Origin of the sequence: Kitasatospora herbaricolor, assembly GCF_030813695.1 — a bacterium.
Classification (GTDB): Bacteria; Actinomycetota; Actinomycetes; order Streptomycetales; family Streptomycetaceae; genus Kitasatospora; species Kitasatospora herbaricolor.
This window is the reverse complement of record NZ_JAUSVA010000002.1, coordinates 7,025,576-7,046,475: the sequence shown is the minus strand read 5'-3', so window position 1 is coordinate 7,046,475 and position 20,900 is coordinate 7,025,576. Positions and strand designations below refer to the sequence as shown.

17 protein-coding genes are annotated in these 20,900 nt (G+C 74.6%); 13 read left to right on the top strand and 4 right to left on the bottom strand.

From position 1 onward, the window contains the following. Positions 1-200 precede the first annotated feature (200 nt). The 3 genes from J2S46_RS30655 to J2S46_RS30645 all read left to right on the top strand — a co-directional run bounded on the left by J2S46_RS30655 (position 201) and on the right by J2S46_RS30645 (position 3,125). A complete protein-coding gene (locus J2S46_RS30655) occupies positions 201-1,385 on the top strand; it encodes a M48 family metallopeptidase (protein WP_191287805.1) in 1,185 nt (394 codons plus the stop codon). 88 nt (positions 1,386-1,473) lie between these two features. After that, complete coding sequence (locus J2S46_RS30650; protein WP_073922751.1) at positions 1,474-1,896, top strand: MarR family winged helix-turn-helix transcriptional regulator; 423 nt, start codon at positions 1,474-1,476, stop codon at positions 1,894-1,896. Positions 1,897-1,997: 101 nt separating this feature from the next. Next, the gene (locus J2S46_RS30645; RefSeq protein ID WP_370882263.1) at positions 1,998-3,125 is read left to right on the top strand and encodes a PP2C family protein-serine/threonine phosphatase; all 1,128 of its coding nucleotides are present in this window, start codon (positions 1,998-2,000) and stop codon (positions 3,123-3,125) included. 39 nt (positions 3,126-3,164) lie between these two features. On the opposite strand, the gene J2S46_RS30640 is transcribed toward J2S46_RS30645, so the two are convergent. Beyond that, positions 3,165-3,764, bottom strand: a complete 600-nt coding sequence (locus J2S46_RS30640) for a DUF5994 family protein (RefSeq protein WP_191287804.1) — start codon at positions 3,762-3,764, stop codon at positions 3,165-3,167. An 803-nt stretch (positions 3,765-4,567) separates the two neighbouring features. Here J2S46_RS30640 and J2S46_RS30635 point away from each other — a divergent pair. From J2S46_RS30635 to J2S46_RS30595, 9 genes are all read left to right on the top strand, one after another. Continuing rightward, complete coding sequence (locus tag J2S46_RS30635; RefSeq protein WP_229911956.1) at positions 4,568-7,381, top strand: sensor histidine kinase; 2,814 nt, start codon at positions 4,568-4,570, stop codon at positions 7,379-7,381. Then, complete coding sequence (locus J2S46_RS30630; protein ID WP_073922754.1) at positions 7,378-7,812, top strand: roadblock/LC7 domain-containing protein; 435 nt, start codon at positions 7,378-7,380, stop codon at positions 7,810-7,812. The genes J2S46_RS30635 and J2S46_RS30630 overlap by 4 nt, the downstream gene beginning before the upstream one ends. Next, positions 7,809-8,225, top strand: a complete 417-nt coding sequence (locus J2S46_RS30625; protein ID WP_370882262.1) for a DUF742 domain-containing protein — start codon at positions 7,809-7,811, stop codon at positions 8,223-8,225. The genes J2S46_RS30630 and J2S46_RS30625 overlap by 4 nt, the downstream gene beginning before the upstream one ends. 5 nt (positions 8,226-8,230) lie before the next feature. Beyond that, a complete protein-coding gene (locus tag J2S46_RS30620) occupies positions 8,231-8,821 on the top strand; it encodes a GTP-binding protein (RefSeq protein WP_190211970.1) in 591 nt (196 codons plus the stop codon). 25 nt (positions 8,822-8,846) lie between these two features. Beyond that, positions 8,847-9,980: an FAD-dependent monooxygenase gene (locus J2S46_RS30615; RefSeq protein ID WP_191287803.1), complete on the top strand. Its 1,134-nt coding sequence runs from the start codon at positions 8,847-8,849 to the stop codon at positions 9,978-9,980. 590 nt (positions 9,981-10,570) lie between these two features. Then, on the top strand, positions 10,571-12,790 hold the full coding sequence (locus J2S46_RS30610) for a family 2 encapsulin nanocompartment cargo protein terpene cyclase (protein WP_191288272.1): 2,220 nt from the start codon (positions 10,571-10,573) through the stop codon (positions 12,788-12,790). A 209-nt stretch (positions 12,791-12,999) separates the two neighbouring features. Then, entirely contained in the window at positions 13,000-14,235 is a 1,236-nt protein-coding gene (locus J2S46_RS30605) for an MFS transporter (protein WP_370882261.1), read from the top strand. 275 nt (positions 14,236-14,510) lie between these two features. Then, positions 14,511-15,248: a CPBP family intramembrane glutamic endopeptidase gene (locus J2S46_RS30600; protein WP_229911954.1), complete on the top strand. Its 738-nt coding sequence runs from the start codon at positions 14,511-14,513 to the stop codon at positions 15,246-15,248. A gap of 114 nt (positions 15,249-15,362) precedes the next feature. Continuing rightward, positions 15,363-16,181 (top strand): hypothetical protein, encoded by an 819-nt coding sequence (locus J2S46_RS30595; protein WP_191288339.1) that lies wholly within the window; start codon positions 15,363-15,365, stop codon positions 16,179-16,181. Between the two features lie 77 nt (positions 16,182-16,258). Here the strand turns inward: J2S46_RS30595 and J2S46_RS30590 are convergent, their stop codons facing one another. From J2S46_RS30590 to J2S46_RS30580, 3 genes are all read right to left on the bottom strand, one after another. Next, entirely contained in the window at positions 16,259-17,926 is a 1,668-nt protein-coding gene (locus J2S46_RS30590; protein WP_191288269.1) for an alpha/beta hydrolase, read from the bottom strand. A 397-nt stretch (positions 17,927-18,323) separates the two neighbouring features. Beyond that, the gene (locus J2S46_RS30585) at positions 18,324-19,535 is read right to left on the bottom strand and encodes an acyl-CoA dehydrogenase family protein (protein WP_191287802.1); all 1,212 of its coding nucleotides are present in this window, start codon (positions 19,533-19,535) and stop codon (positions 18,324-18,326) included. A gap of 73 nt (positions 19,536-19,608) precedes the next feature. Then, complete coding sequence (locus J2S46_RS30580; protein ID WP_191287801.1) at positions 19,609-20,076, bottom strand: SCP2 sterol-binding domain-containing protein; 468 nt, start codon at positions 20,074-20,076, stop codon at positions 19,609-19,611. An 89-nt stretch (positions 20,077-20,165) separates the two neighbouring features. On the opposite strand from J2S46_RS30580, the gene J2S46_RS30575 reads away from it, so the two are divergent. Further along, complete coding sequence (locus J2S46_RS30575; RefSeq protein ID WP_191287800.1) at positions 20,166-20,867, top strand: TetR/AcrR family transcriptional regulator; 702 nt, start codon at positions 20,166-20,168, stop codon at positions 20,865-20,867. Positions 20,868-20,900 lie beyond the last annotated feature (33 nt).

Sequence of the window (20,900 nt, the reverse complement as noted above, 5' to 3'; positions counted from 1 at the left end):
CTACGCCACCCGGCCTCGCGCCCTTCACCCCGCGTCCACATCGACCGGGGCGGACCCGGTGCCCGCGCCGCCGCACGGCGCCCGCGGGCCCGGCGCGCCCCACCCGCGAGCGGACCGGGCCGGACGCGGCGGTGCGCGCGCCCCCGCCGGTGCGCGATCCTGGAGCAGGCAGCTGCCGGCCCACGAGCCCGGGGAGTGGAATGCGCACGGACACGGACACCGGCCCCGGACCGGGCACCGACCCCGCACCGGGGGCGGACGACTTCACCCCCGCCGAGCGGGCCCGCGGGCGGGCGCTGCGCCGCGCGCAGTCCCCCTGGGCGATCGGCGGGCGGCTGGCCGGCCTGGCCCTGTCGCTGGTGCTGGGCCTCACCCCGGCCGGGGCCGGCCTGGTGACGGCGGCCGGCGGGCCGTTCGGCGGCGGGCGGACGGCCACCGTGCTGGCCGGCACCGCCGTCCTGGTGCTGCTCGGCCAGGCCGTCGCGCTGCCCTTCGGCGCCCGGGTCACCGCGGTGCGCCGCGGGTACGGGCTGGTCACCCAGGGCTGGGGCGGCTGGGCCGCCGACGCGCTGCGCGGTCTGGCGTTGTCGCTGGTACTGGCGCTGCCCGTGGTGTTCGTCCTGTTCGCCCTGACCGAGCGCTCCCCCGACCGCTGGTGGATCCCGGCGGCGGCCGGCGCCGCGCTGCTGACCGCCGCACTGTCCTTCCTGTTCCCGTTGGTGGTCGAGCCGGTGTTCAACCGCTTCGCGCCGATGCCGCCCGGACCGCAGCGGGAGGCCCTGCTGGCCCTGGCGGCCCGCGACGGGGTCCGGGTGCGCGACGTGCTGGTGGCCGACGCCTCCCGCCGGACGACCGCGCTCAACGCGTACGTCTCCGGTCTCGGCGCCACCCGCCGGATCGTGGCCTACGACACCCTGCTGAGCACCGCCGACCCGGGCGAGGTGGAGTTGGTGGTGGCGCACGAGCTGGGCCATGTGAAGGCCCGGGACGTGCTGACGGGGACGCTGCTCGGCGCGCTCGGGGCGGCCGGCGCGGTCTGCGCGCTGGGGCTGCTGACCGGCTGGCAGCCGCTGCTCTCGGCGGCCGACGCCGGGTCCGCCGCCGATCCGCGGGTGCTGCCGCTGATGGCCGCCTGCGCGGCGCTGATCGGCGCGCTGGCCGGCCCGGCGCAGTGCGCGGTCAGCCGGCGGGTGGAAGCGCGCGCGGACCGGCACGCGCTGGAGCTGACCGGCGACCGTGAACGGTTCATCGCCATGCAGCGCAGGCTGGCGGTGGCCAACGTGTCCGACGTGGACCCGCCGCGGGTGCTGGAGCTGCTCTTCGCCACCCACCCCGGCGCGGTGCGCCGGATCGCCGCCGCCCGCGCCTGGCGACCGGCCCCCTGAGCAGGCCCGATCCCGTCCGGCGTTGTACTGTGCAACACCATGTCAGCGGCACCGGGCAGCCGGTCCGCCCGAAGCCGAGGAGGTGCCCGTGAGCGGCCGCGAGTCGTCGATCGACACCATCCAGCGGGAGCTGACCGCCTTCGCCCGGCGGGCCCGGCACAAGGCCTCGCAGCTCCACCCCGACCTCTCGCTGGTCACCTACAGCATCCTGGACCTGATGAACGAGCGCGGCGGCTGCCGGGCCGCCGACGTCGCCTCCTACTTCATGCTCGACAAGTCGACGGTGAGCCGGCAGGTCGGCGCGCTGGAGAAGCTCGGGCTGCTCGTCCGGGAGGCGGACCCGGACGACCAGCGTGGCCAGATCCTGCGGCCCACCGAGGCCGGGCTGACGCTGCTGCGGGAGGCCGCCGAGCAGCGGCGGCTCTCCTTCACCGAGCGGTTCACCGACTGGGACGACGAGGACGTCGCGCGGTTCGCCGACTACCTGGCCCGCTACGGCGCGGCCGACTGACCCACCGTCCGCCCGACCCGCAGCCCGCCCGGCGAACCGCGGCGGGCCGGGCCCGTGCGAGCCGCGTGGCGCCCCGCACGGGCCCGGTGTACAGAGGAGACGTGTACCCGCTGCGGAGCTCTCCCGGACCTCAGGGGTGGTGGCGGCCCGGCCGCGCACTGCAGGTGATCCCGCTCGCGCTGATCGTGGCCATCACCGTCGTCGACATCCTCGCCCCGCCGCAGATCCACCTGGGGCCGCTGCTGATCGTCGCCCCCGCACTCGCCGCATCCTTCGGCGGGGTGCTCGCCACCACCGTGGCCGCGCTGCTGGCGGTCGGCGCGCAGGTCCTGATCGGCCTGCTCCGGGACGGGCTGACCACCGCCAACCACCTGGCGCAGGTCGCCGCCCTGGTCGGGGTGTCGGCCTTCATCGTGCTGCTGCGCGTGCTGCGCGCCAGGCACGAGCGGGAGCTGCACCAGGTGCGCTCGGTCTCCGAGGCCGCGCAGCGGGTCCTGCTGCGCCCGCTGCCCGAGCGGATCGGACCGCTGCGGCTGGCCTCGGTCTACCTGGCCGCCGAGGCCGAGGCCCAGATCGGCGGGGACCTCTACGCCGTCGCCCGGACCCCCACCGGCACCCGGCTGCTGGTCGGCGACGTCCGCGGCAAGGGGCTGGCCTCGCTCGGGGACGCCGCCCTGCTGCTGGGTGCCTTCCGGGCGGCGGCGCACCTGCACTCCACCCTGCCCGAGCTGGCCACCTACCTGGACGGCAGCCTCCGCTGGGACCTCGCCCAGCCCGCCGGGGGCGGGGACCCGGGCGAGTCCTTCATCACCGCGGTGATCCTCGACATCCCGGACGACGGCGCCGAGGTCCGGATGGTCGACTGCGGCCACCCGCCGCCGCTGCTGCTGCGCCGGGGCACGGTCACCACGCTCACCGCCCCCCGGCCCGCCCCGCCGCTCGGCCTCGGCGACCTCGCCCCGGACGGCTACCGGGTGGAGGTCTTCCCGTTCGGGCCCGGCGACCGGCTGCTGATGTACACCGACGGCGTGATCGAGGCCCGCGACGCGGGGCGGAACTTCTACCCCCTCGACGAGCGGATCGGCCGCTGGACCCGGGAGCACCCGGCCGCACTGCTCGCACAGCTGCGCCGCGACCTGCTCGCGCACGCCGGCGGGCACCTCGGGGACGACGCCGCGCTGGTCGCCGTCGAGCGCCTCGGCACCGACGGGGCCGGGCCGGGGCGCTGACCGGACCCGCCCGGCCGCCCGCCCGGGGCCGCCCGCCGGTCAGCCGCCCGGTTGCGGCAACGGCGGCAGCGGCTGCGGCCCGGGCGGCAGCGGGACCGGCCACGGCGGCGGCCACGGGGGCGGCCAGCTCGCGGTGGCGTTGCGCCTGCTGCCACGGGCGGCCGCGGCGGGCCGGGCCAGGGAGGCGGCGGTGAGGACCCGGGCGGCCAGGGTGCTGTTGCCGGGGGCGGCCGCCGCGGCCATCGCGGTGCGGGCCACGGTCGGCCGGGTCCGCGGCGGGACGACCAGCAGCAGGAAGTGGTCCTGGTGACCGCCGCCCACGCCGATGGTGTGGACGCTGGAGGAGAAGCAGTTGACGCGCACCACCCGCCCGTCGACGGTGATCCGGTCCGGCACGGTGTTCCAGGCCGTCCGCTCCACGCCGACGTGCAGGATCGGGCCGACCCGGCGGCGCAGCGCCATGATCAGGGCGGGCAGTTCGCGTGCCAGCTCGCGCGAGCGCGGCCACCAGGCACCGTCGAACATGCCGCTGTGGGAGAGCGCGGGGTCGAGGGTGAACCGCGCGCCGCGGCGGTCCACCGGGCCGAGCAGGCCGGGCGCCTGGAAGATCGGGTACGGGAAGGTGCGGTCGGTGGCCATGGCGTGCCCGTCTCCGGCTCTCGACGAACCGGGTGACTGTCCGGGGGCGACGCCGGTCCGGATGCCGGCGTCCGCAACGTCCTCGGTACGTCAACCCTACTGCGCGCGGGTGTCGATCCGGGTGTCCCCGGCGGCCCTGATCCGGCCGGTTCCGGCGTGCGCCACGGCTGTCGACCGTCCACGACGTCCACGCCCGCGGGGCCGCCGGGGGACGGGGTGGCGGCGATGCCCGCACGGAGGCCCGGTGCGTCTCTTCGGGCGGGCCGGGCAGGGCCCCCGGCCACCCGCCGGGGGACGGTCGACGCCGGAGCGGGGAGCGCCCGGCCGAGGGTTCGCGCTCCCGCTGACACCCGGCCAGGGCCGGTTCCGGGCAACGGTTCTGACGCCAGGACGGGACGTCGTTCCGCCGTCGCCGCTGCACGGGCGCCGCTGCCCGGCCCGCGGGTGCCGGCGCCGCCCGTCATGTACATCGGTCCGGGCCGGTGCAGTTGACCGGTCCGGACGTCGTGCACGAACCGTGAAGGTCACCTCGGGCTATGCCCGCCCGACGTCCATAGGACGGGCTCACTTTCACTCCCGTAACACAGTATGACTAGTATCGCTTCGTCAAAAGCCATACTCCAGACGGTCGTCCCGACGGGCCTACCGCCATCCCCGAGGAGAATGCTCTGCGCGCGCGTGCCAATCGGCGGACCGCTTCACCTGGTCAGGGGGCGGCCGCCGGGCCGCCGAGCCCCAGGGGCGGCAGAGCCGGAAAGAAGCCCCCGAGGCTGTCCCTGCGAACGGCGCTCCTCGTCCTGGCGGTGGTCCCGGGCCTCGCACTCGCCGCGCTCTGGGCGGTGACCAGCGGCCAGACCGTCTTCGACTTCCAGCGGCAGGCCGGGCAGGGCCTGCTGGCCCAGAAGGCCGGACAGCCGTCCAACATCGTGTACTACAACCTCCAGGAGGAGCGCCGGCTGAGCGCCGAGGCACTGGTCGACCCGGGCGCCTCCACCGAGGCCCTGCGCCGCCAGCGCCAGCTGACCGACGAGGCCGTCCGGACCTTCCAGGCGCTCTCCGAGGACGTCGCCGCGGACGCCCCGCCCGAGGTCCGGTCGGCGGTGTTCCAGGCCCGCCAGGCGATGACGCAGCTGCCCGCGCAGCGCGCCATGATCGACCGCGGCTCGGCCGACCAGCAGGCGGTGTTCAGCTACTACACCGACCTCATCTCGGTGGACCTCTCGCTGTTCACCGCGCTCAGCCACGTGGACAACGGTGAGATGACGTACATCTCCCGGGCCCTGGTCGACGCCTTCTGGGCCAAGGAGATGCTCGCCCGCGAGGACGCCGTGCTGGCCCGCGGCTGGCCGAGCGGCAAGCTCAGCACCCTGGAGCTCCAGCTGGTCCAGCAGTCCATCGGCAACCAGTCGTTCCTGCTCACCACGAAGATCACCCCGTACCTGCCGGCCGCCGAGGCCCCTGCCTGGCAGGCGCTGACCAACAGCGCCGCCTGGCAGGCGAAGGCCACCGTCGAGCAGGCGCTGATGCGCCCGGCCGCCACCGACGCGAGCGGCGGGGTCAAGCTCCCGCCGCTCCAGGAGCAGTGGCGCCAGGCCGTCGACCAGGTCAACCCGCAGCTGGTGAAGCTGATGGAGACCCGTACCGCCGGTGTGGTGGAGGTCGGCAAGTCGAGCATCATCGCGCTGCTCGTCAAGGTCGCGCTGACCAGCCTGGTCGGCCTGCTCGCGGTGGTCGCGGTGATCATCACCACCTGGCGGCTGACCCGCTCGCTGCGCCGCCGGATCCTCGATCTGCAGGGCCAGGCGGAGGAGTTGGAGCGCACCCTGCCCGAGGTGGTGGAACGCCTCGGCCGCGGCGAGCAGGTCGACGTGGAGGCCGAGAGCCGGGCCGTCGGCGAGCAGCGCGACGCCACCGGGACGGACGAGCTCGGCCAGCTCGGCCACGCGCTCAACCTGGCGCGCACCAGTGCCCTGGAGACCGCCGTCCGGCAGGCCGACCAGTACCGCGGCTTCGAGCGGCTGCTCCAGCGGATCGCCCGCCGCACCCAGCTGCTGATCGGCCTCCAGCTCAAGAAGCTGGACGAGCTGGAGCGCCGGCACGAGGACCCGGAGGTCCTGGAGGGCCTCTTCGACCTCGACCACCTGACCGCCCGGCTGCGCCGCTACGAGGAGAACCTGGTGATCCTCGCCGGCGGCCAGCCCCAGCGCCGCTGGCGCAAGCCCGTCCCGCTGCTCGACGTGCTCCGCTCCGCCCAGGGCGAGGTGCAGGACTACCGCCGGATCATGCTGGACGTGGAGGGCAGCCCGTGGCTGTCCGAGCGCGCGGTCGGCCCGGTCGCCCACGTGCTCGCCGAGCTGATGGAGAACGCCGCCACCTTCTCCCGGCCGCCCACGCCGGTCGAGGTGCGGGCCGCCGTGGTCGGACGCGGCCTGGCCATCGAGATCGAGGACCGCGGCCTGGGCATGGACCCGGAGCAGTTCGCCGCGGCCAACGAGCTGATGAGCCGGCCGCCCCGGATGGACGTACTGGCCAAGGCCGACGACATCCGCCTCGGCTTCTACGTGGTGGCCCGGCTCGCGGCCAACTCCGGCCTGCGGGTGGAGTTCCGCCCGTCCGCCTTCGGTGGCACCCGGGTCGTCGTGCTCGTCCCGGCCGAGCTGGTCTCGGACGGCAACCCGGAGCACGAGAACGCCGCACCCGTCGAGCCGATCCCGCTGCCCTCCCGCAACCGCGGCCGGGCGCTGGCCGGCGTCCCGGCGGCGCTGCCGGAGCCGACGGCCACCGTGCTGCCGCTGCCGGAACTGCCGGGCGCCGACCACCGCGAACCCGGCTTCGCCGAACCCACCTACGCCGAGGCCGAGTTCGCCGAGGCCCAGTACTCCGGCGCCGACCACCCGCGCCGCGGCCGCCAGGCCGCCGGCTTCGGCGCGGACGGCTTCGGGAGGGACGGCTTCGGTGCGGACGCGCTGGCTGCGGACGGCTTCCCGGGCGACGGCTTCCCGGGCGACCGGTTCAGGACGGACCGGCCGGTGACACCCGGGCTGCCCGTCCCGGGCTTCCCCACCGACGGCTTCCCCGTGGCCGGGTACCCGGCGGACGCCTTCCCGGGCGAGGCCGCCCCGGCGTCCGCGTTCGGCCTCCCGGAGCCCGCCGCGCCGGTCGCCGGGTACGCCGACGACGGTCACCACGGCACCACCCACCCGTACGCCGAGCACGCCCCCACCGGGCACGACCGGCCGGCGGCCCGGCCCTCCTGGGCCTCGCCGCCCGACGCGTACGGCCACGGCGGGCAGTCCGGCGAGGCGCTGACCGCCGACGAGAAGCCGCTGCCGCGCCGGGTCCGGCAGGCCCACCTGGCCGCCGAACTCCGGCTGCCGCCGCCCGGGCAGGGCCTGCCCGCGCAGCCCCCGCCACCCGTCGAGGACGTCTTCCGCAGGCCGGCACCACGCCGGTCCGGGGCCGCCATCGGCGCCTTCCAGCGACAGTCCCGGGCCGCGCGCGGCCAGGGCGAGGAGACCGGAAACCAGCAGCACCCCGCAGTTCCCGCACCGAGCCCGTCCCCGTGGGACGGATCGCTGACGGATCCCAACACCCCTAGGACGGAAGACCGGACATGACGCGCACGATAGCCACCCATCAGGACCTGGACTGGCTGCTGGACGGACTCGTCGACTCGGTGGCCGGCACCCGGCACGCCGTTCTGCTCTCCGACGACGGCCTGGTGGTCAGCCACTCCCGCAGCATCGACCGGTCGGACGCCGAGCGGCTCGCCGCCGTCGCCACCGGCCAGCAGAGCCTGGCCCGCGGTGTCGGACAGCTCTTCGACGGCGGCCAGGTCCACCAGGTGATCGTCGAGCTCGCCGACCTCTGGCTGTTCATCATCGCGGCCGCCCAGGGCACCCACCTCGCGGTGGTGGCCTCCCAGGACGTCGACGCCGAGGTCATGTCGATGGCCATGCACACCCTCGTCCAGCAGGTCGGCCAGAAGCTGACCACCCCGGCCCGCTCGGAGTTCGACGCGTTCGCCGCCCGGGGTGGCCGCGGGTGAGGCCGCACTGGAGCGACGAGGAGGAGGACGACGACGACCTGACGGGCACGATGGTGCGCCCCTACACCATCACCCGGGGCCGGACCTCGCCCGAGCGCGACGACCTCACCCTCATCACCGTGCTGACGACCGTCCAGGACGGCCCCCGCGCGGAGTTCGGCCGAGCCGGCCGGACCCCGCGCGGGCTCCAGCCCGAGCACCGACTCATCCTGGACCGCTGCCGCCGCCCGGCCGCGGTGGCCGAGGTGGCCGCCGGTCTCAACCTGCCGATCTCGGTGACCAAGATCCTGCTGGGCGACCTGATCGCCCAGGGCCTGCTGCTCGCCCGCGCACCGCTCTCGGTGGCCGCGGGCGGCGGCGGCGTGAACCTCGGCCTGCTCACGGCCGTTCGCGAAGGACTCCGGAGACTCTGAAGAACATGACCATCGGGACGAACAGCCAGACGGCGCCCGCCGCCGTCAAGATCCTGATCGCGGGCGGCTTCGGCGTGGGCAAGACCACCCTGGTGGGCGCCCTCAGCGAGGTCGCGCCGCTGCGCACCGAGGAGTACCTGACCCGGGCCAGCATCGGCGTCGACGACCTGAGCGGCGTCGACAACAAGGACACCACCACCGTCGCCCTCGACTTCGGCCGGATCACCATCAGCTCGGAGCTGGTGGTGTACCTCTTCGGCACCCCGGGCCAGGAGCGCTTCTGGTTCATGTGGAACGACCTGGTGAACGGTGCGCTCGGCGGCGTCGTCATCGTCGACACCCGCCGGGTGGAGAGCAGCTTCGCGTCGATCGACTTCTTCGAGAGCCGGGGCATCCCCTTCGTCGTCGCGATCAACTGCTTCCACGGCCGCAACACCCGCACCCCGGAGGAGATCAGGTCCGCCCTGGACCTCGACCCGCAGGTGCCGCTGCTGCTCGGCGACGTCCGCGAACGGGTCTTCGGCCGCGACCTGCTGCTGGCCCTGGTCGACCACCTGATGACCCTGCCCGCCCCGCTGGCCGCCCCGGTCGGCTGACCCACCCCCCTTGGAGACCCCCGTCATGTCCTCACCCCTGCGCGTCCTGATCCACGGCGGCGGCATCGGTGGCCTGACCCTGGCCACCGCGCTGGCCCGGCGCGGCCACCAGGTCGACGTCGCCGAGCTGCGCGACGAGCTCGACGCCCTCGGCGTCGGCATCATCCAGCCCTCCAACGCGCTGCACGTGATGCGCGAGATCGGCGTGCTGGAGGAGTGCCTGGCGGCGGGCTTCGAGTGGGAGGTGCTGACCATCTGCGACCCGGCCGGCGCCACCCTCGCCAAGATCCCGCAGCCGCGGATGGCGGACGCCCCCTCGAACAACGGCATCCCCCGCCCGGCGCTGGCGAAGGTGCTCGGCCGGGCGGCCGCCGAGGCGGGCGCGAAGATCCGCTTCGGCACGACGATCACCGAGCTGGCCGACGACGGCGAGGGCGTCGACGTCACGCTCTCCGACGGCAGCTCCGGCCGCTGGGACCTGGTGGTCGGCTTCGACGGGATCGGCTCGCCGCTGCGCAAGCGCCTGTACGGGGACCGCTTCGAGCCCGAGTACACCGGCTTCGCCAACTGGCGGGTCACCGTGCCGCGCGACCCCGAGGTGCGGGGTGTGGTGATGAGCGCCGGCAACCTGAACGCCAAGGCGCTGCTGACCCCCATCACCGACGACACCATGTACCTGGGCACGGTGTTCGCCGAGGCCGAGGACTTCCGGCCGGACCCTGAGCGCGCCCACGAGCAGCTCGCCGAGCGCCTCGCCTCCTTCGCCGGCCCGGTGGCCACGGCCCTGACCCACGTCACCGACCCGGCCGCGGTGGTGTACTCGCGGATCTCCCAGGTCACCGTCGAGGACGCCTGGTACGTCGGCCGGGTGGTGCTGGCCGGCGACGCCGCGCACGCCAGCACGCCGCACCTCGCCCAGGGCGCCGCGATGGCCGTGGAGGACGCGCTGGTGCTGGCCGAGAGCCTGGACACGGCACCGGACGTGGCCGGGGCGCTGGCCGCCTGGGAGGCCCGCCGCCGCCCGCGCGCGATGTGGGTGCAGAGCCTGTCCCGGGCGATCCTCAAGCAGGAGACCGGTACCGCCACCACGCCCGAGGAGGACGAGCTGCTGAAGGTCGGCATCCCGGGCGCGGCGCACTTCCTCGTACGCCCGTACTGATCTCCTCGTACGCCCGTCCGGTGTGCCGGCACTGATTCCGACCTGTTCGACCTGATGGGGCCCCGCTTTCCGCGGGGCCCCATCCTTGTCCGCTGATATGACTGTTCCTGTCGCCGGATACGCCTTCGGGGGCCCGGGTAATGCTGAGCCGAACGGATGACACGGCATCAGAAACGGCACCCATGAAGCAGCCCGATCAGACGAATCCGCACCTCGCCGTCACCGGCCCGCCGGGCCCCGGCCTCCCGGTTCCCGGTGGTCCCGGCCTCCCGGGGCCGGGCCTCACCGGTCCCCGGCCCGGCATTCCCTCCCTGCCGCACCCGCGGGTGGCGCCCGACCGACCGGCGCATTCCGCCCCGGCGATTGTGGGCATCACGCATGGGGGCGGGGCGATTCCCGGCAGGGTGATTCCCCAGCTCGCCGCTCCGGGCGCGGGGATTCCCGGCCTCGCCACTCCGAGTACGGGCATTCCCGGCCTTTTTCCCGGCGCACCGTTTCCCGGACCTGCCGGATCCGCCGGAGCCGACACCGCACCAGCCGGGCCCGGGAAGTCCGCTCCCGCGAAATCCGCACCCGCGCAGCCCTTCCAGCTGCCGGCCTTCTACCTCCCCCACCCCGCCCGGCTCAACCCGCACCTGGAGCACGCCCGCACCCACACCAAGGCCTGGGCCCGCTCGATGGGCATGGTGGAGGGCTCCGGCATCTGGGAGGAGCACGACCTCGACTCGCACGACTACGCCCTGCTCTGCGCCTACACCCACCCGGACGCCTCGGCCGAGGAACTCGCCCTGGTGACCGACTGGTACGTGTGGGTCTTCTTCTTCGACGACCACTTCCTGGAGATCTTCAAGCGCTCCCAGGACCGCGAGGGCGGCAAGGCCTACCTGGACCGTCTGCCGGCCTTCATGCCGCTGGACCTCGGCGCCGAGGTGCCCGCCCCCACCAACCCGGTGGAGGCCGGGCTCGCGGACCTCTGGGCCAGGACGGTGCCCAGCATGTCCGCCGACTGGCGGGCCCGGTTCGCGGAGAGCACCGAGCACCTGCTGAACGAGTCGCTCTGGGAGCTCTCGAACATCAACGCCGGCCGCACGCCCAACCCGGTCGAGTACATCGAGATGCGCCGCAAGGTCGGCGGCGCGCCCTGGTCGGCGGGCCTGATCGAGCACGCGGTGGGCGCCGAGGTGCCGGCCGTGATCGCCGCCTCCCGGCCGATGCGGGTCCTCAAGGACACCTTCTCGGACGGCGTGCACCTGCGCAACGACCTGTTCTCCTACCAGCGGGAGACCGAGGAGGAGGGCGAGCGCAGCAACGGCGTCCTGGTCCTGGAGACCTTCCTCGGCTGCACCACCCAGGAGGCCGCCGACGCGGTCAACGAGCTGCTCACCTCGCGCCTGCACCAGTTCGAGAACACCGTCGTGACCGAGCTGGCCCCGCTCTTCGCCGAGCACGGCCTCGACCCGCAGGACTGCGCCCGGGTGCTGGCGTACGTCAAGGGCCTGCAGGACTGGCAGTCGGGCGGCCACGAGTGGCACATGCGCTCCAGCCGGTACATGAACGGCGGCGGCTCCGGCACGGCGCCCACCGGCTGGTCGCCGTACGGCGCGGGGTCGCTCGGGACCTCGGCCCTGGACCTCACCCGCCTGGGTGCGATGGTCGGCCCGGGCCGGGCCCGCAGCTTCTCGCACGTGCCGCACCGGCCGGTCGGGCCGTCCCTGCTGCCGGACTTCCGGATGCCGTTCGCGCTGCGGCTGAGCCCGCACCTGGAGGCCTCCCGGCGCAACACCGTCGACTGGTGCCGCCGGACGGGCCTGCTCCAGCCGCAGCCCGGCATCCCCGGCTCGCACGTCTGGGACGAGAAGCGGGCCGCCGACATCGACCTCCCGCTCTGCGCGGCCGGCATCCACCCGGACGCCACCCTCGCCGAACTCGACCTGACCTCGGCCTGGCTGGCCTGGGGCACCTACGGGGACGACTACTACCCGGTGGTCTACGGCCGCCGCCACGACCTGCTGGGCGCCAAGGCCTGCAACGCCCGGCTCTCGCTGTTCATGCCGCTGGACGGCGCCGCCGCCCCGGCCCCGGCCAACGCCCTGGAGCGCGGCCTGGCCGACCTGTGGACCAGGACCGCCGGGCCGATGGCGCCGGACGCCCGGCGGAAGTTCCGCACCTCGGTGGAGGAGATGACCGAGAGCTGGCTCTGGGAGCTGGCCAACCAGGCGCAGAACCGGATCCCCGATCCGGTGGACTACCTGGAGATGCGCCGCAAGACCTTCGGCTCCGACCTGACGATGAGTCTGTGCCGGCTCGCGCACGGCCGGCAGGTGCCGCCGGAGATCTACCGCAGCGGGCCGCTGCGCTCGCTGGAGAACTCGGCCGCGGACTACGCCTGCCTGATCAACGACGTGTTCTCGTACCAGAAGGAGATCGAGTACGAGGGCGAGGTGCACAACGGCGTCCTCGTGGTGCAGAACTTCTTCGACTGCGACTACCCGACCGCGCTCGCGATCGTGGACGACCTGATGAACTCCCGGATGCGGCAGTTCCAGCACGTCGTCGCGCACGAACTGCCCGTTCTGTACGACGACTTCAAGCTCAGCCTGGAGGCCAGGGCGGTCCTGGACGGCTATGTGCGCGAACTCCAGGACTGGATGGCCGGCATCCTCAACTGGCACTTCGGCTGCTTCCGTTACCAGGAGGAGGCGTTGCGCCACCAGGGCCTGCCGGAGCTGTCCGGCGTGAGCTTCACCGGCCCGACCGGGCTGGGGACGGCGGCGGCCCGGATCGGCGCCCTGGTGGGGCAGCCGGGCTGATCACCGGGCTGTCCGCGAGGGCGGGAGGAGGCGGGAGGTGGAACGGCCGGTCGGATCGCCCGGCCGGCCGTTCCGCCGGCTGCGGAGCGGTGCAGGAGGATCCGTCGAACGTGCTTCGGATGTTCACTACCTGACACCACGTTGGTACGACGAGAGGGTTATGTGTATACCTCACCTTTACCGCACCCGCCCATTGACGGAGACTCACCGTGCCCTCCCCCACGACCGCCACCATCGACCCGGCGGCCCCACCCACCACCGAGCCCCCCACCGCGTCACGCCTGCAGGCCGCCGTACTGATGGCCGGCAGCTGCCTGCCCATCCTCGGGGCCGTCCTGATCGCCCCGCTGCTGCCCAAGATGCAGGACCACTTCGCGTCCACCGCGGGCGCGAAGGCGCTGGTACCGGTCGCGCTCACGATCCCCGCGCTGGCCCTCGGCCTGCTGGCCCCCTTCGCCGGCCTGCTGGTCGACCGGCTCGGCCGCAAGCGCCTGCTGATCGGCGCCAGCCTGCTCTACGCCCCGATCGGCACCGCGCCGCTCTGGCTCGACTCACTGGGCGCCATCGTGGCCAGCCGCGCCCTGCTCGGCGTCGTCGAGGCCGCCATCATGACCTGCTGCACCACCCTGATCGGCGACTACTGGTCAGGCAAGCAGCGCGAGCGCTACCTCGCCCTCCAGACCATCTGCAGCGCCCTGTCCGCCACCGCCTTCTTCGCCGTCGGCGGCGCGATCGGCGAGGCCGGCTGGCGCGCCCCCTTCTGGGCGTACGCGGCGAGCCTGCTGCTGGCGCCCCTGATGGCCACCGTGCTGACGGCCCCCCAGCGCACCGGGCGGCCCACCGCCGGGCCGCCGGCGCCGCAGGACGCCCCCCGTCCCTTCCCCTGGCGGCGGATGGCCGGCCCCTGCGCGCTCACCTTCTTCGGCGCCGTCGTCTTCTACACCGTGCCCGTGATGACCTCGAACCTGCTGGACGACCTGGGCATCACCGAGTCCAGCACCATCGGCCTGGCCACCGCCACCGCCAGCGTGGCCACGGTGATCGGCGCGTTCACCTTCACCCGCCTCGCCGACCACGCCGAGCGGCTGCTGCCCGCCGTGCTCGCGCTCTGCGCGGCCGGCTTCGGCGTGATGTGGCTCGCCGGCAGCATGCCGGTGCTGGTGGCCGGCGCCGTCCTGAACTGCCTGGGCGGCGGCATGCTGCTGCCGACCCTGCTCACCCGCGCGACGGCCCTGCTCGACTTCGCCGACCGCGGCCGCGGCACCGGGCTCTGGAACGCCGCGTTCTTCCTCGGCGAGTTCGTCTGCCCGCTGGTCCTGCTCGGGCTGGCCCCCGCCGTGGGCAGCCTGGCGGCCGCGGTCGGCCTGCTCGGCGCACTGACCGTGCTGGTCGCCGCCGCCCTGCGGTTGCGCCGCCGGCCGACCGCCGCACTGCCCGCCGCCTGACCGGGGGCCCCGGGCCCTGAGGTCCGCACCCCGAACGCCGCGGGCGGACGGCTGCGGGGCCGGCCGGGTGCTCCACCACCCGGCCGGCCCCACCGGGCCCCATCTGGTCCCACCTGATCTCATCTGGTCCCGCCCGGTCCCACCGCAAGCCCGGCCCGCCGGGCTCCACCGCGCGGCCGGCCCCGCCGGCACCTTGTGGCCCGCTCCCCGGCACGCCCCCGGGCGGTCCCGGCCCGCAGCCCCGAGGATGGGGAGCGGACCGTGAGGAGGCGACAGTGCAGCGAGGGAGCAGCGGGCCGGACACCGACGGCGTGATCGGCGTACGGACCGGCGTGGCCGTCACCGTGCTGGTGCTGGTGCTGGTCAACCTCCTCAACAACCGGCTCGCCCCCGGGGCCTACCTGATCACCGCGCCACTGACCGCCGCCCTGCTGCTCGGCGTGCTGCGCCTGGCCGGCGGCAGCTGGGCGGACGCCGGCCTGGACCGCGCCGGCTGGCCCCGCGGCGCCCGCTGGGCCGGCGTCCTGATCGGCCTGGTGGCGGCGGTCTACCTGGTGGCGGCCCTGCTGCCGCCGACCCGGGAGCTGTTCACCGACCGCCGCACCGAGGGCGACAGCGGCGCCACCGTCGCCTTCCAGGTGCTGGTCCGGATCCCGCTGGGCACCGTCCTGCTGGAGGAGGTCGCCTTCCGGGGCGTGCTCTACGGCCTGCTCCGCAAGGAGTGGAACGTCAAGGTCGCCACCATCGGCTCCTCCCTGCTCTTCGGGCTCTGGCACGTCCTGCCCTCGCTGCACCTCTCCGACGACAAGCCCGCCCTCAACCCGCTGTTCGGGGACTCGGTGCTCGGCGTGGTGGTCGTGGAGATCGGCACCGTCCTGTTCACCGGCCTGGCCGGGGTCCTCTTCTGCGAGCTGCGGCGGCGCAGCGGCAGCCTGCTCGCCCCGGCCGGCCTGCACTGGGCCACCAACGCGCTGGGCATCGTGACCGGGTTCGCGCTGCGCACGCTCACCTGACGGACCGTCCGGGGCCCGCCCGGGGCCCCGTGCCGAGGCGCTAGATTGGGCGGGCGCCGTCCGCCGCCGACGACCTGCGCACCCGACACCCATGCTCCCGGGGGGAAGCAGTACATGGACCACACCCATGGACCGGCGTACGGCGGGGCACCGATGCCCCAGGCACCGGCCTGGTCCGTGCTGGACGAGTACCTCTGGCACACCTGCGAGATCCTCGCGGACCTCCGCGCGGACCGGCTCGACCAGCGGCCGCTGGTCGCCACCCGGGCCCGGCTGGAGCAGGGCGAGCGGGTGCTCGCGGTGGGGCCGGCCCACCGGCTGAGCTGGCGGCCGCTCGGCGACGGCAGCTACCAGCACAATTCGACCTTCGCGATCGGCGGGCCGGCCTTCGTGATCGGCGCGCTGGCCGCCTCGGCGATCGGCAACGCCAGCCGGCGGCGCAACGCCGAGCTGGCCGCCCGGCCGCGCTGGCTGCTGGACGGGACGGGCGAGATCACGGTCACCGACCGGCACGTGTTCTTCGGCCACCCGCAGTGCCCGCTGCACCTGTCCTGGGACGGCCTGGAGTCGGCCGAGCTGGCCGGTCCCGACCTGTTCGAGGCCGGGTTCCACGACATCTACGGGGGCGGGTACACCACCGTCCAGCTGCAGACGCCGTGGGCGTCGCTGATGTTCGTCTGCGCCGCCCTGACGTCCTTCCCCGCGCATCCCCGACTGCTGACCGGCGGCTGGCTCCCGCCGGGGTTCGAGCAGCGCTGCGCGCAGGCCGGGCGCCCGCTGCGCCCCGCCGCCGGCCTGAGCACCGGCCCGGCCGCGCCCCCACCACCCCCACCGCAGGCACGTCCGCAGGCCGCGGCCACGACGCCGCCCCCGCCGCGCGCCGCGCCCGACGTCCACCTGGGCAAGGACACCCCGCCCGGACCGGTCGGCTGACCGGCGAGGGCCTCCCGGGAGCGGGTCTCGGGAGCGGGTCTCGGGAGCGGGTCTCGGGAGCCTGCTCAAGAGCCTGCTCAGGAGCCCATCAGCGCGGCCAGCCGGTCGGTGTCGGTGGCCGTCCAGCCCGGCGGCGCCGCGATCGCCGCCCAGGCGTCGGTGGGGAGCGTCCCGTAGCGGTGGCCGAAGCCCGGCGGCACGTTGTTGGCACCCATCAGGTCGCAGACCACCTGCCAGAAGGTGACCACCGGGTACCAGCGCATCGCCGGGGAGACGTCCGCGGCACGCGGGTCCTCCAGCCATTGCGGCCGGCTGAACAGCATCGACGGGCTCCACCAGACGATCGGGTCGGACCCGTTCTGCAGGTAGACGATCCTGGTCCCGTCCCAGGGCCGGGCCGGGACGTCCAGGTCCGCCGGCACCTGGGCGAAGCGCACCGAGCGGCCGTCCTCGAAGACCGGGCGCCAGACCGGGCTGCCGGGCTCGCGGTCGGCGGTGACCCGCTTCCACAGCGGATTGTCGTACGTCGGGCCGACCAGCAGGGCGCCGTCGGTCTCCGTCGCCAGCCGGTCCAGCTGCCCGTCGAAGGCCTTCTCGGTGGCGAAGGAACCCAGGCTCTCGCCGAACACCACCAGGCGCGGACGGCTTCCGGCGGGAAGCGTCGCCCACTTGGCGTGCACGGCGTCGAACAGCGCCCGCCCGGCGTCGACGGCCTCGTCCTCGGTCAGCACCGAGACCCAGCTCGGCAGGTAGGAGTACTGGATCGCCACCATCGCGCTGTCCCCCGCGTACATGTACTCCAGCGGGCCGCTGGCCTGCTTGTTGATCCAGCCGCTGCCGGTGGTGGCCATCACGGCGAGCACCTTTCGGCCGAACCCGCCGGTGCGCTCCAGTTCGGCGACGGCCAGGTCCGCCCGCCCCTGCAGCGTGTCGGCGGCCCGCAGGCCGACGTAGACCCGGACGGGGTCCACGGCCTCGTGGCCGGCGAAGGCGGTCAGCTCGGCCTTGGTGGCGGCGGTGCCGACGAAGTCCCGGCCCTTGGACCCGAGGCTCTGCCAGGACTCCAGCGAGGCCGGGCTGCCCGACAGGGTCGGCAGCTGCGGCTGGACGATGCCGGGCGTCGTCCCCTCGTCGGTCAGCGAGGCCGCGCTCTCGACCACGTTCAGCACCCCGGACAGCAGGAACCCCTGCACGAACCCGACCACCAGCACCGCCACCACGACGACCCCGGCGCCCGCCGCCACCGCCGGCGGCACCACCCGGCCCAGGGCGTGCACGACGATCCGGGTGCCGAGCCGGAGCAGCCGGGCCACCAGCACGACCAGTGCCAGCACCAGCACCGCCACCACCGGCACCAGGGACCACCGCCACCAGGAGATCTCCGGGGGCAGCGTGACCGCCCGCCGGACATCCCCCTGCCAGCGGACGCTCCGCGCCGTCACCGCGATCACCAGGACGCTGCCCACGACCGCCAGCACCGCCCGGGCCACCCGGCTCACCCGCGGCCCGGGCCGGGCCCCGAGCCGGCGCGCGAGCGCCCCGAGCAGCGCGCCGAAGCCGTACCCGATCGCGGCGGTCACCCCGGCCTCCACGCCCTGCAGCCACCACGAGCGGGGCAGCATGGACGGCGTGAGCGACAGGCAGTAGAACAGCACCGCCCCGGCGGCGGCGCCCCAACCGGGCCACCGCCGCAGGACCGGGCGCTCACCGGCGTGTTCCCTGAGCCGTTCGCCGAACCGCGACATCGCTCCCACGCCAGCTCCCTCGTCCGCTCCACCGGCCCGGCTGCCGGGCCTGCACCCGGACATCCACCAGGCCCGGCCACCGGGCCGGGTCCGCTCCTCCCGAACGGCCTCGGCCCGGCCCCGCGCCACGGCGGCCCGGTCCTGTTTCGAGAGTGATCGCCCCATTTTCGGCCGACCGGCGCGGATGGCGCGCTTCATCCGCCTCCGGGCTCCCCGTGTCGCCCGGAACGAGCGGCGGCGCCCCGGGGCCCCACCGGGCGCGGACGCCCCGGGGCCCCACCGGGCGCGGACGCCCCGGGGCTCCACCGGGCGCGGACGGACCGTCGCCGGCGCGGGCGAGCCGCAGCAGGAGGCCCCCGCCGGCCCGTGCCGCGTCCCCCCGGCCGACGAAGCACTCCTAACGGATCGGCAGGCCCGAGATGGCGCGGGAGATCACCAGCCGCTGGATCTCGCTGGTGCCCTCGAAGATGGTGTAGATCTTGCTGTCGCGGTACCAGCGCTCCACCGGGTGGGCACGGCTGTAGCCCGCGCCGCCGAGGATCTGGACGGCCTTCTCGGTGGCCGCCACCGCCACCTCACCGGCCTTCAGCTTGGACATGGAGCCCTCGCCGGCCGTGAAGGCGCGGCCGGCCCGGCCCATCCACGCGGCCCGCCAGATCAGCAGCCGCGCGCAGTCCAGGTCGGTCCGCAGGTCCGCGAGGGCGAAGGCGACGGCCTGGTTCTGCAGCACCGGGCGGCCGAACTGCACGCGCTGCCCGGCGTATTCGAGTGCGTACTCGTACGCGGCCCGGGCGATCCCGAGCGCCTGCGCGCCCACCGTCGGCCGGCTCAGCTCGAAGGTGGCCATCGCCGCCTGCCCGCCGCCGGCCCCGCCCTCGCGGACCCGGGCGAGGCGCTCGTCGAGCTTCTCCTTCCCGCCGAGGACGCAGTGGACGGGGACCCGCACCTCGTCCAGGAAGACGTCGGCGGTGTGCGAGGCTCGCAGGCCCAGCTTCTTGATCTTGGGGCCGGCGGCCAGGCCGCGGGTACCCGGCGGGACGATGAACGCCGCCTGGCCGCGGGCTCCGAGCGACGGGTCCACCGAGGCCACCACCACGTGCACCCCGGCGATCCCGCCGTTGGTGATCCAGGCCTTCTGGCCGGTGATCACCCACTCGCCGGCCGCCTCGTCGTAGCGGGCCCTGGTCCGCATCGAGGCGACGTCGGAGCCGGCCTCGGGCTCGGAGACGCAGAAGGCCGCGACCTTGGGGTCGGCCTCGTCGCCGAAGCACTGCGGGATCCATTCGATGGCCTGGTCCGGGGTGCCGCCGGCGAAGATCCCGGCCACCGCGAGGGTGGTGCCGAAGACGGACATCCCGATGCCCGCGTCGCCCCAGAACAGTTCCTCGTTGGCGAGGACCAGCGAGAGGCCGGTCGGGTCGGCCCACATCTCGGCCAGCGACTCGAAGCCGTACAGGCCGATCCTGGCGGCCTCCCGGATGACCGGCCAGGGGGTCTCCTCGCGCTCGTCCCACTCGGCGGCGGCGGGGCGGACCACGTCGGCGGCGAAGCCGTGCACCCAGTCGCGCAGTTCGGTCTGGTCGTCGGTCAGGTCGAGGTTGAAGCTCATCCGGCTCTCCGGGGCTGCGGGGTGGACGGGGTGGTCGAGGGGCAAGGAAGCCGGGGCGGGGGACGGTCCCGGCTCAGGCCTTGGGGATGTCGAAGTACCGGGTGAGGCCGGAGGCCAGGCCCAGGTCGCCGGTCACCTTGAGCTTGCGGGTCATGAACAGCGTGACGCCGGAGGCGTTGCCCGAGACCAGCCGCAGGAACTCGGCGGCGGTCAGGGTGAGGACGAGCCTCGGGTCCCGGCCGCTGTCGCCCCGGGTGAGCGTGCAGCGGCCGTCGGCGATCTCGGTCTCGTACGTCGCGTCCGGGTGCCCGGCGTCCACGACGTGCCAGCGGACCAGGGCCCGCAGGCGGGCCGCGCTCTCGGGCTTGAAGCGGGTCTCCATCCGGCCGAAGACCTCGTCCAGGATCCGCTCCCGGGCCGGTCCGGCCACCACTGCGGCCAGCGCGGCGCGGGGGGTGTCCTTCACCAGGCGGGCGAACTCCTGCGGCGAGATGCCGCCGAAGTCGAGGGCGTCCACGTCCACGTCGTCCAGGGAGGTCATCCGGGGCTCCTCAGCTCGTCAGCACGTTCTTACTCAAGAGTAAGTTTACTGAGCGGTAAGTTTAGGACGCCGTTGGATACCCTTGCAAGATGGATCCCCAACCCGGCCGCAAGCGGCTGCCCCGCAAGGTGCGCGAACAGCAGATGCTCGACGCCGCCGTGCAGGTCTTCTCCCGGCTCGGCTTCCACGCCGCCTCGATGGACGAGGTGGCCGAACGCGCCCAGGTCTCCAAGCCGCTGCTGTACCTGTACCTGGGATCCAAGGAGGAGATCTTCAGCGCGTGCATCGCGCGGGAGGCCGACCGCCTGGTCAACGCCATCGGCTCGGCGGCGCTGAACCGCGGCGACGACCCGGCCGACCGGCTCTGGCACGGGCTGACCGCCTTCTTCTCCTACGTGGCCGAGCACCGGGCCAGCTGGGTGGTGCTCTACCAGCAGGCCCGCAGCCAGAGCGATTCGCTGGCGGCCCAGGTCGCCCGGTCCCGCTCGGAGATCATCGACACCGTCACCGAACTGGTCCGCCAGTCGATGGAGTCCCCCGCCCGCGGCGGCGACGGGAGCGACTACGCCGCGCTCCGCCGGGAGTCCGCCGCCGTAGCGCACGCCCTGGTCGGCGCCGCGGACGCGCTGGCGGAGTGGGCGCTGGCCGTCCCCGGCGAGCAACCGGAGGCCACCGCACGCCGGTTGATGAACATGATGTGGATCGGCCTGGAGCGGCGGGCCAAGGGCGAGGGCTACCACGCCCCCGAGGGGGCGGCCGGGGCGGACGGCCCCGGCGCTCGCCGCCCGTAGTCACCGCCCGGTCGGCCACCGCTGGGTCGGACC

What these genes read in the sequence shown, in the direction of transcription:
- J2S46_RS30655 (WP_191287805.1), top strand. Translation starts at nt 201, where the DNA reads ATGCGCACGGACACGGACACCGGCCCCGGACCGGGCACCGACCCCGCA.
- J2S46_RS30640 (WP_191287804.1), bottom strand. Translation starts at nt 3,764, where the DNA reads ATGGCCACCGACCGCACCTTCCCGTACCCGATCTTCCAGGCGCCCGGC.
- J2S46_RS30630 (WP_073922754.1), top strand. Translation starts at nt 7,378, where the DNA reads ATGACGCGCACGATAGCCACCCATCAGGACCTGGACTGGCTGCTGGAC.
- J2S46_RS30620 (WP_190211970.1), top strand. Translation starts at nt 8,231, where the DNA reads ATGACCATCGGGACGAACAGCCAGACGGCGCCCGCCGCCGTCAAGATC.
- J2S46_RS30615 (WP_191287803.1), top strand. Translation starts at nt 8,847, where the DNA reads ATGTCCTCACCCCTGCGCGTCCTGATCCACGGCGGCGGCATCGGTGGC.
- J2S46_RS30595 (WP_191288339.1), top strand. Translation starts at nt 15,363, where the DNA reads ATGGACCACACCCATGGACCGGCGTACGGCGGGGCACCGATGCCCCAG.
- J2S46_RS30590 (WP_191288269.1), bottom strand. Translation starts at nt 17,926, where the DNA reads ATGTCGCGGTTCGGCGAACGGCTCAGGGAACACGCCGGTGAGCGCCCG.
- J2S46_RS30585 (WP_191287802.1), bottom strand. Translation starts at nt 19,535, where the DNA reads ATGAGCTTCAACCTCGACCTGACCGACGACCAGACCGAACTGCGCGAC.
- J2S46_RS30580 (WP_191287801.1), bottom strand. Translation starts at nt 20,076, where the DNA reads ATGACCTCCCTGGACGACGTGGACGTGGACGCCCTCGACTTCGGCGGC.
- J2S46_RS30575 (WP_191287800.1), top strand. Translation starts at nt 20,166, where the DNA reads ATGGATCCCCAACCCGGCCGCAAGCGGCTGCCCCGCAAGGTGCGCGAA.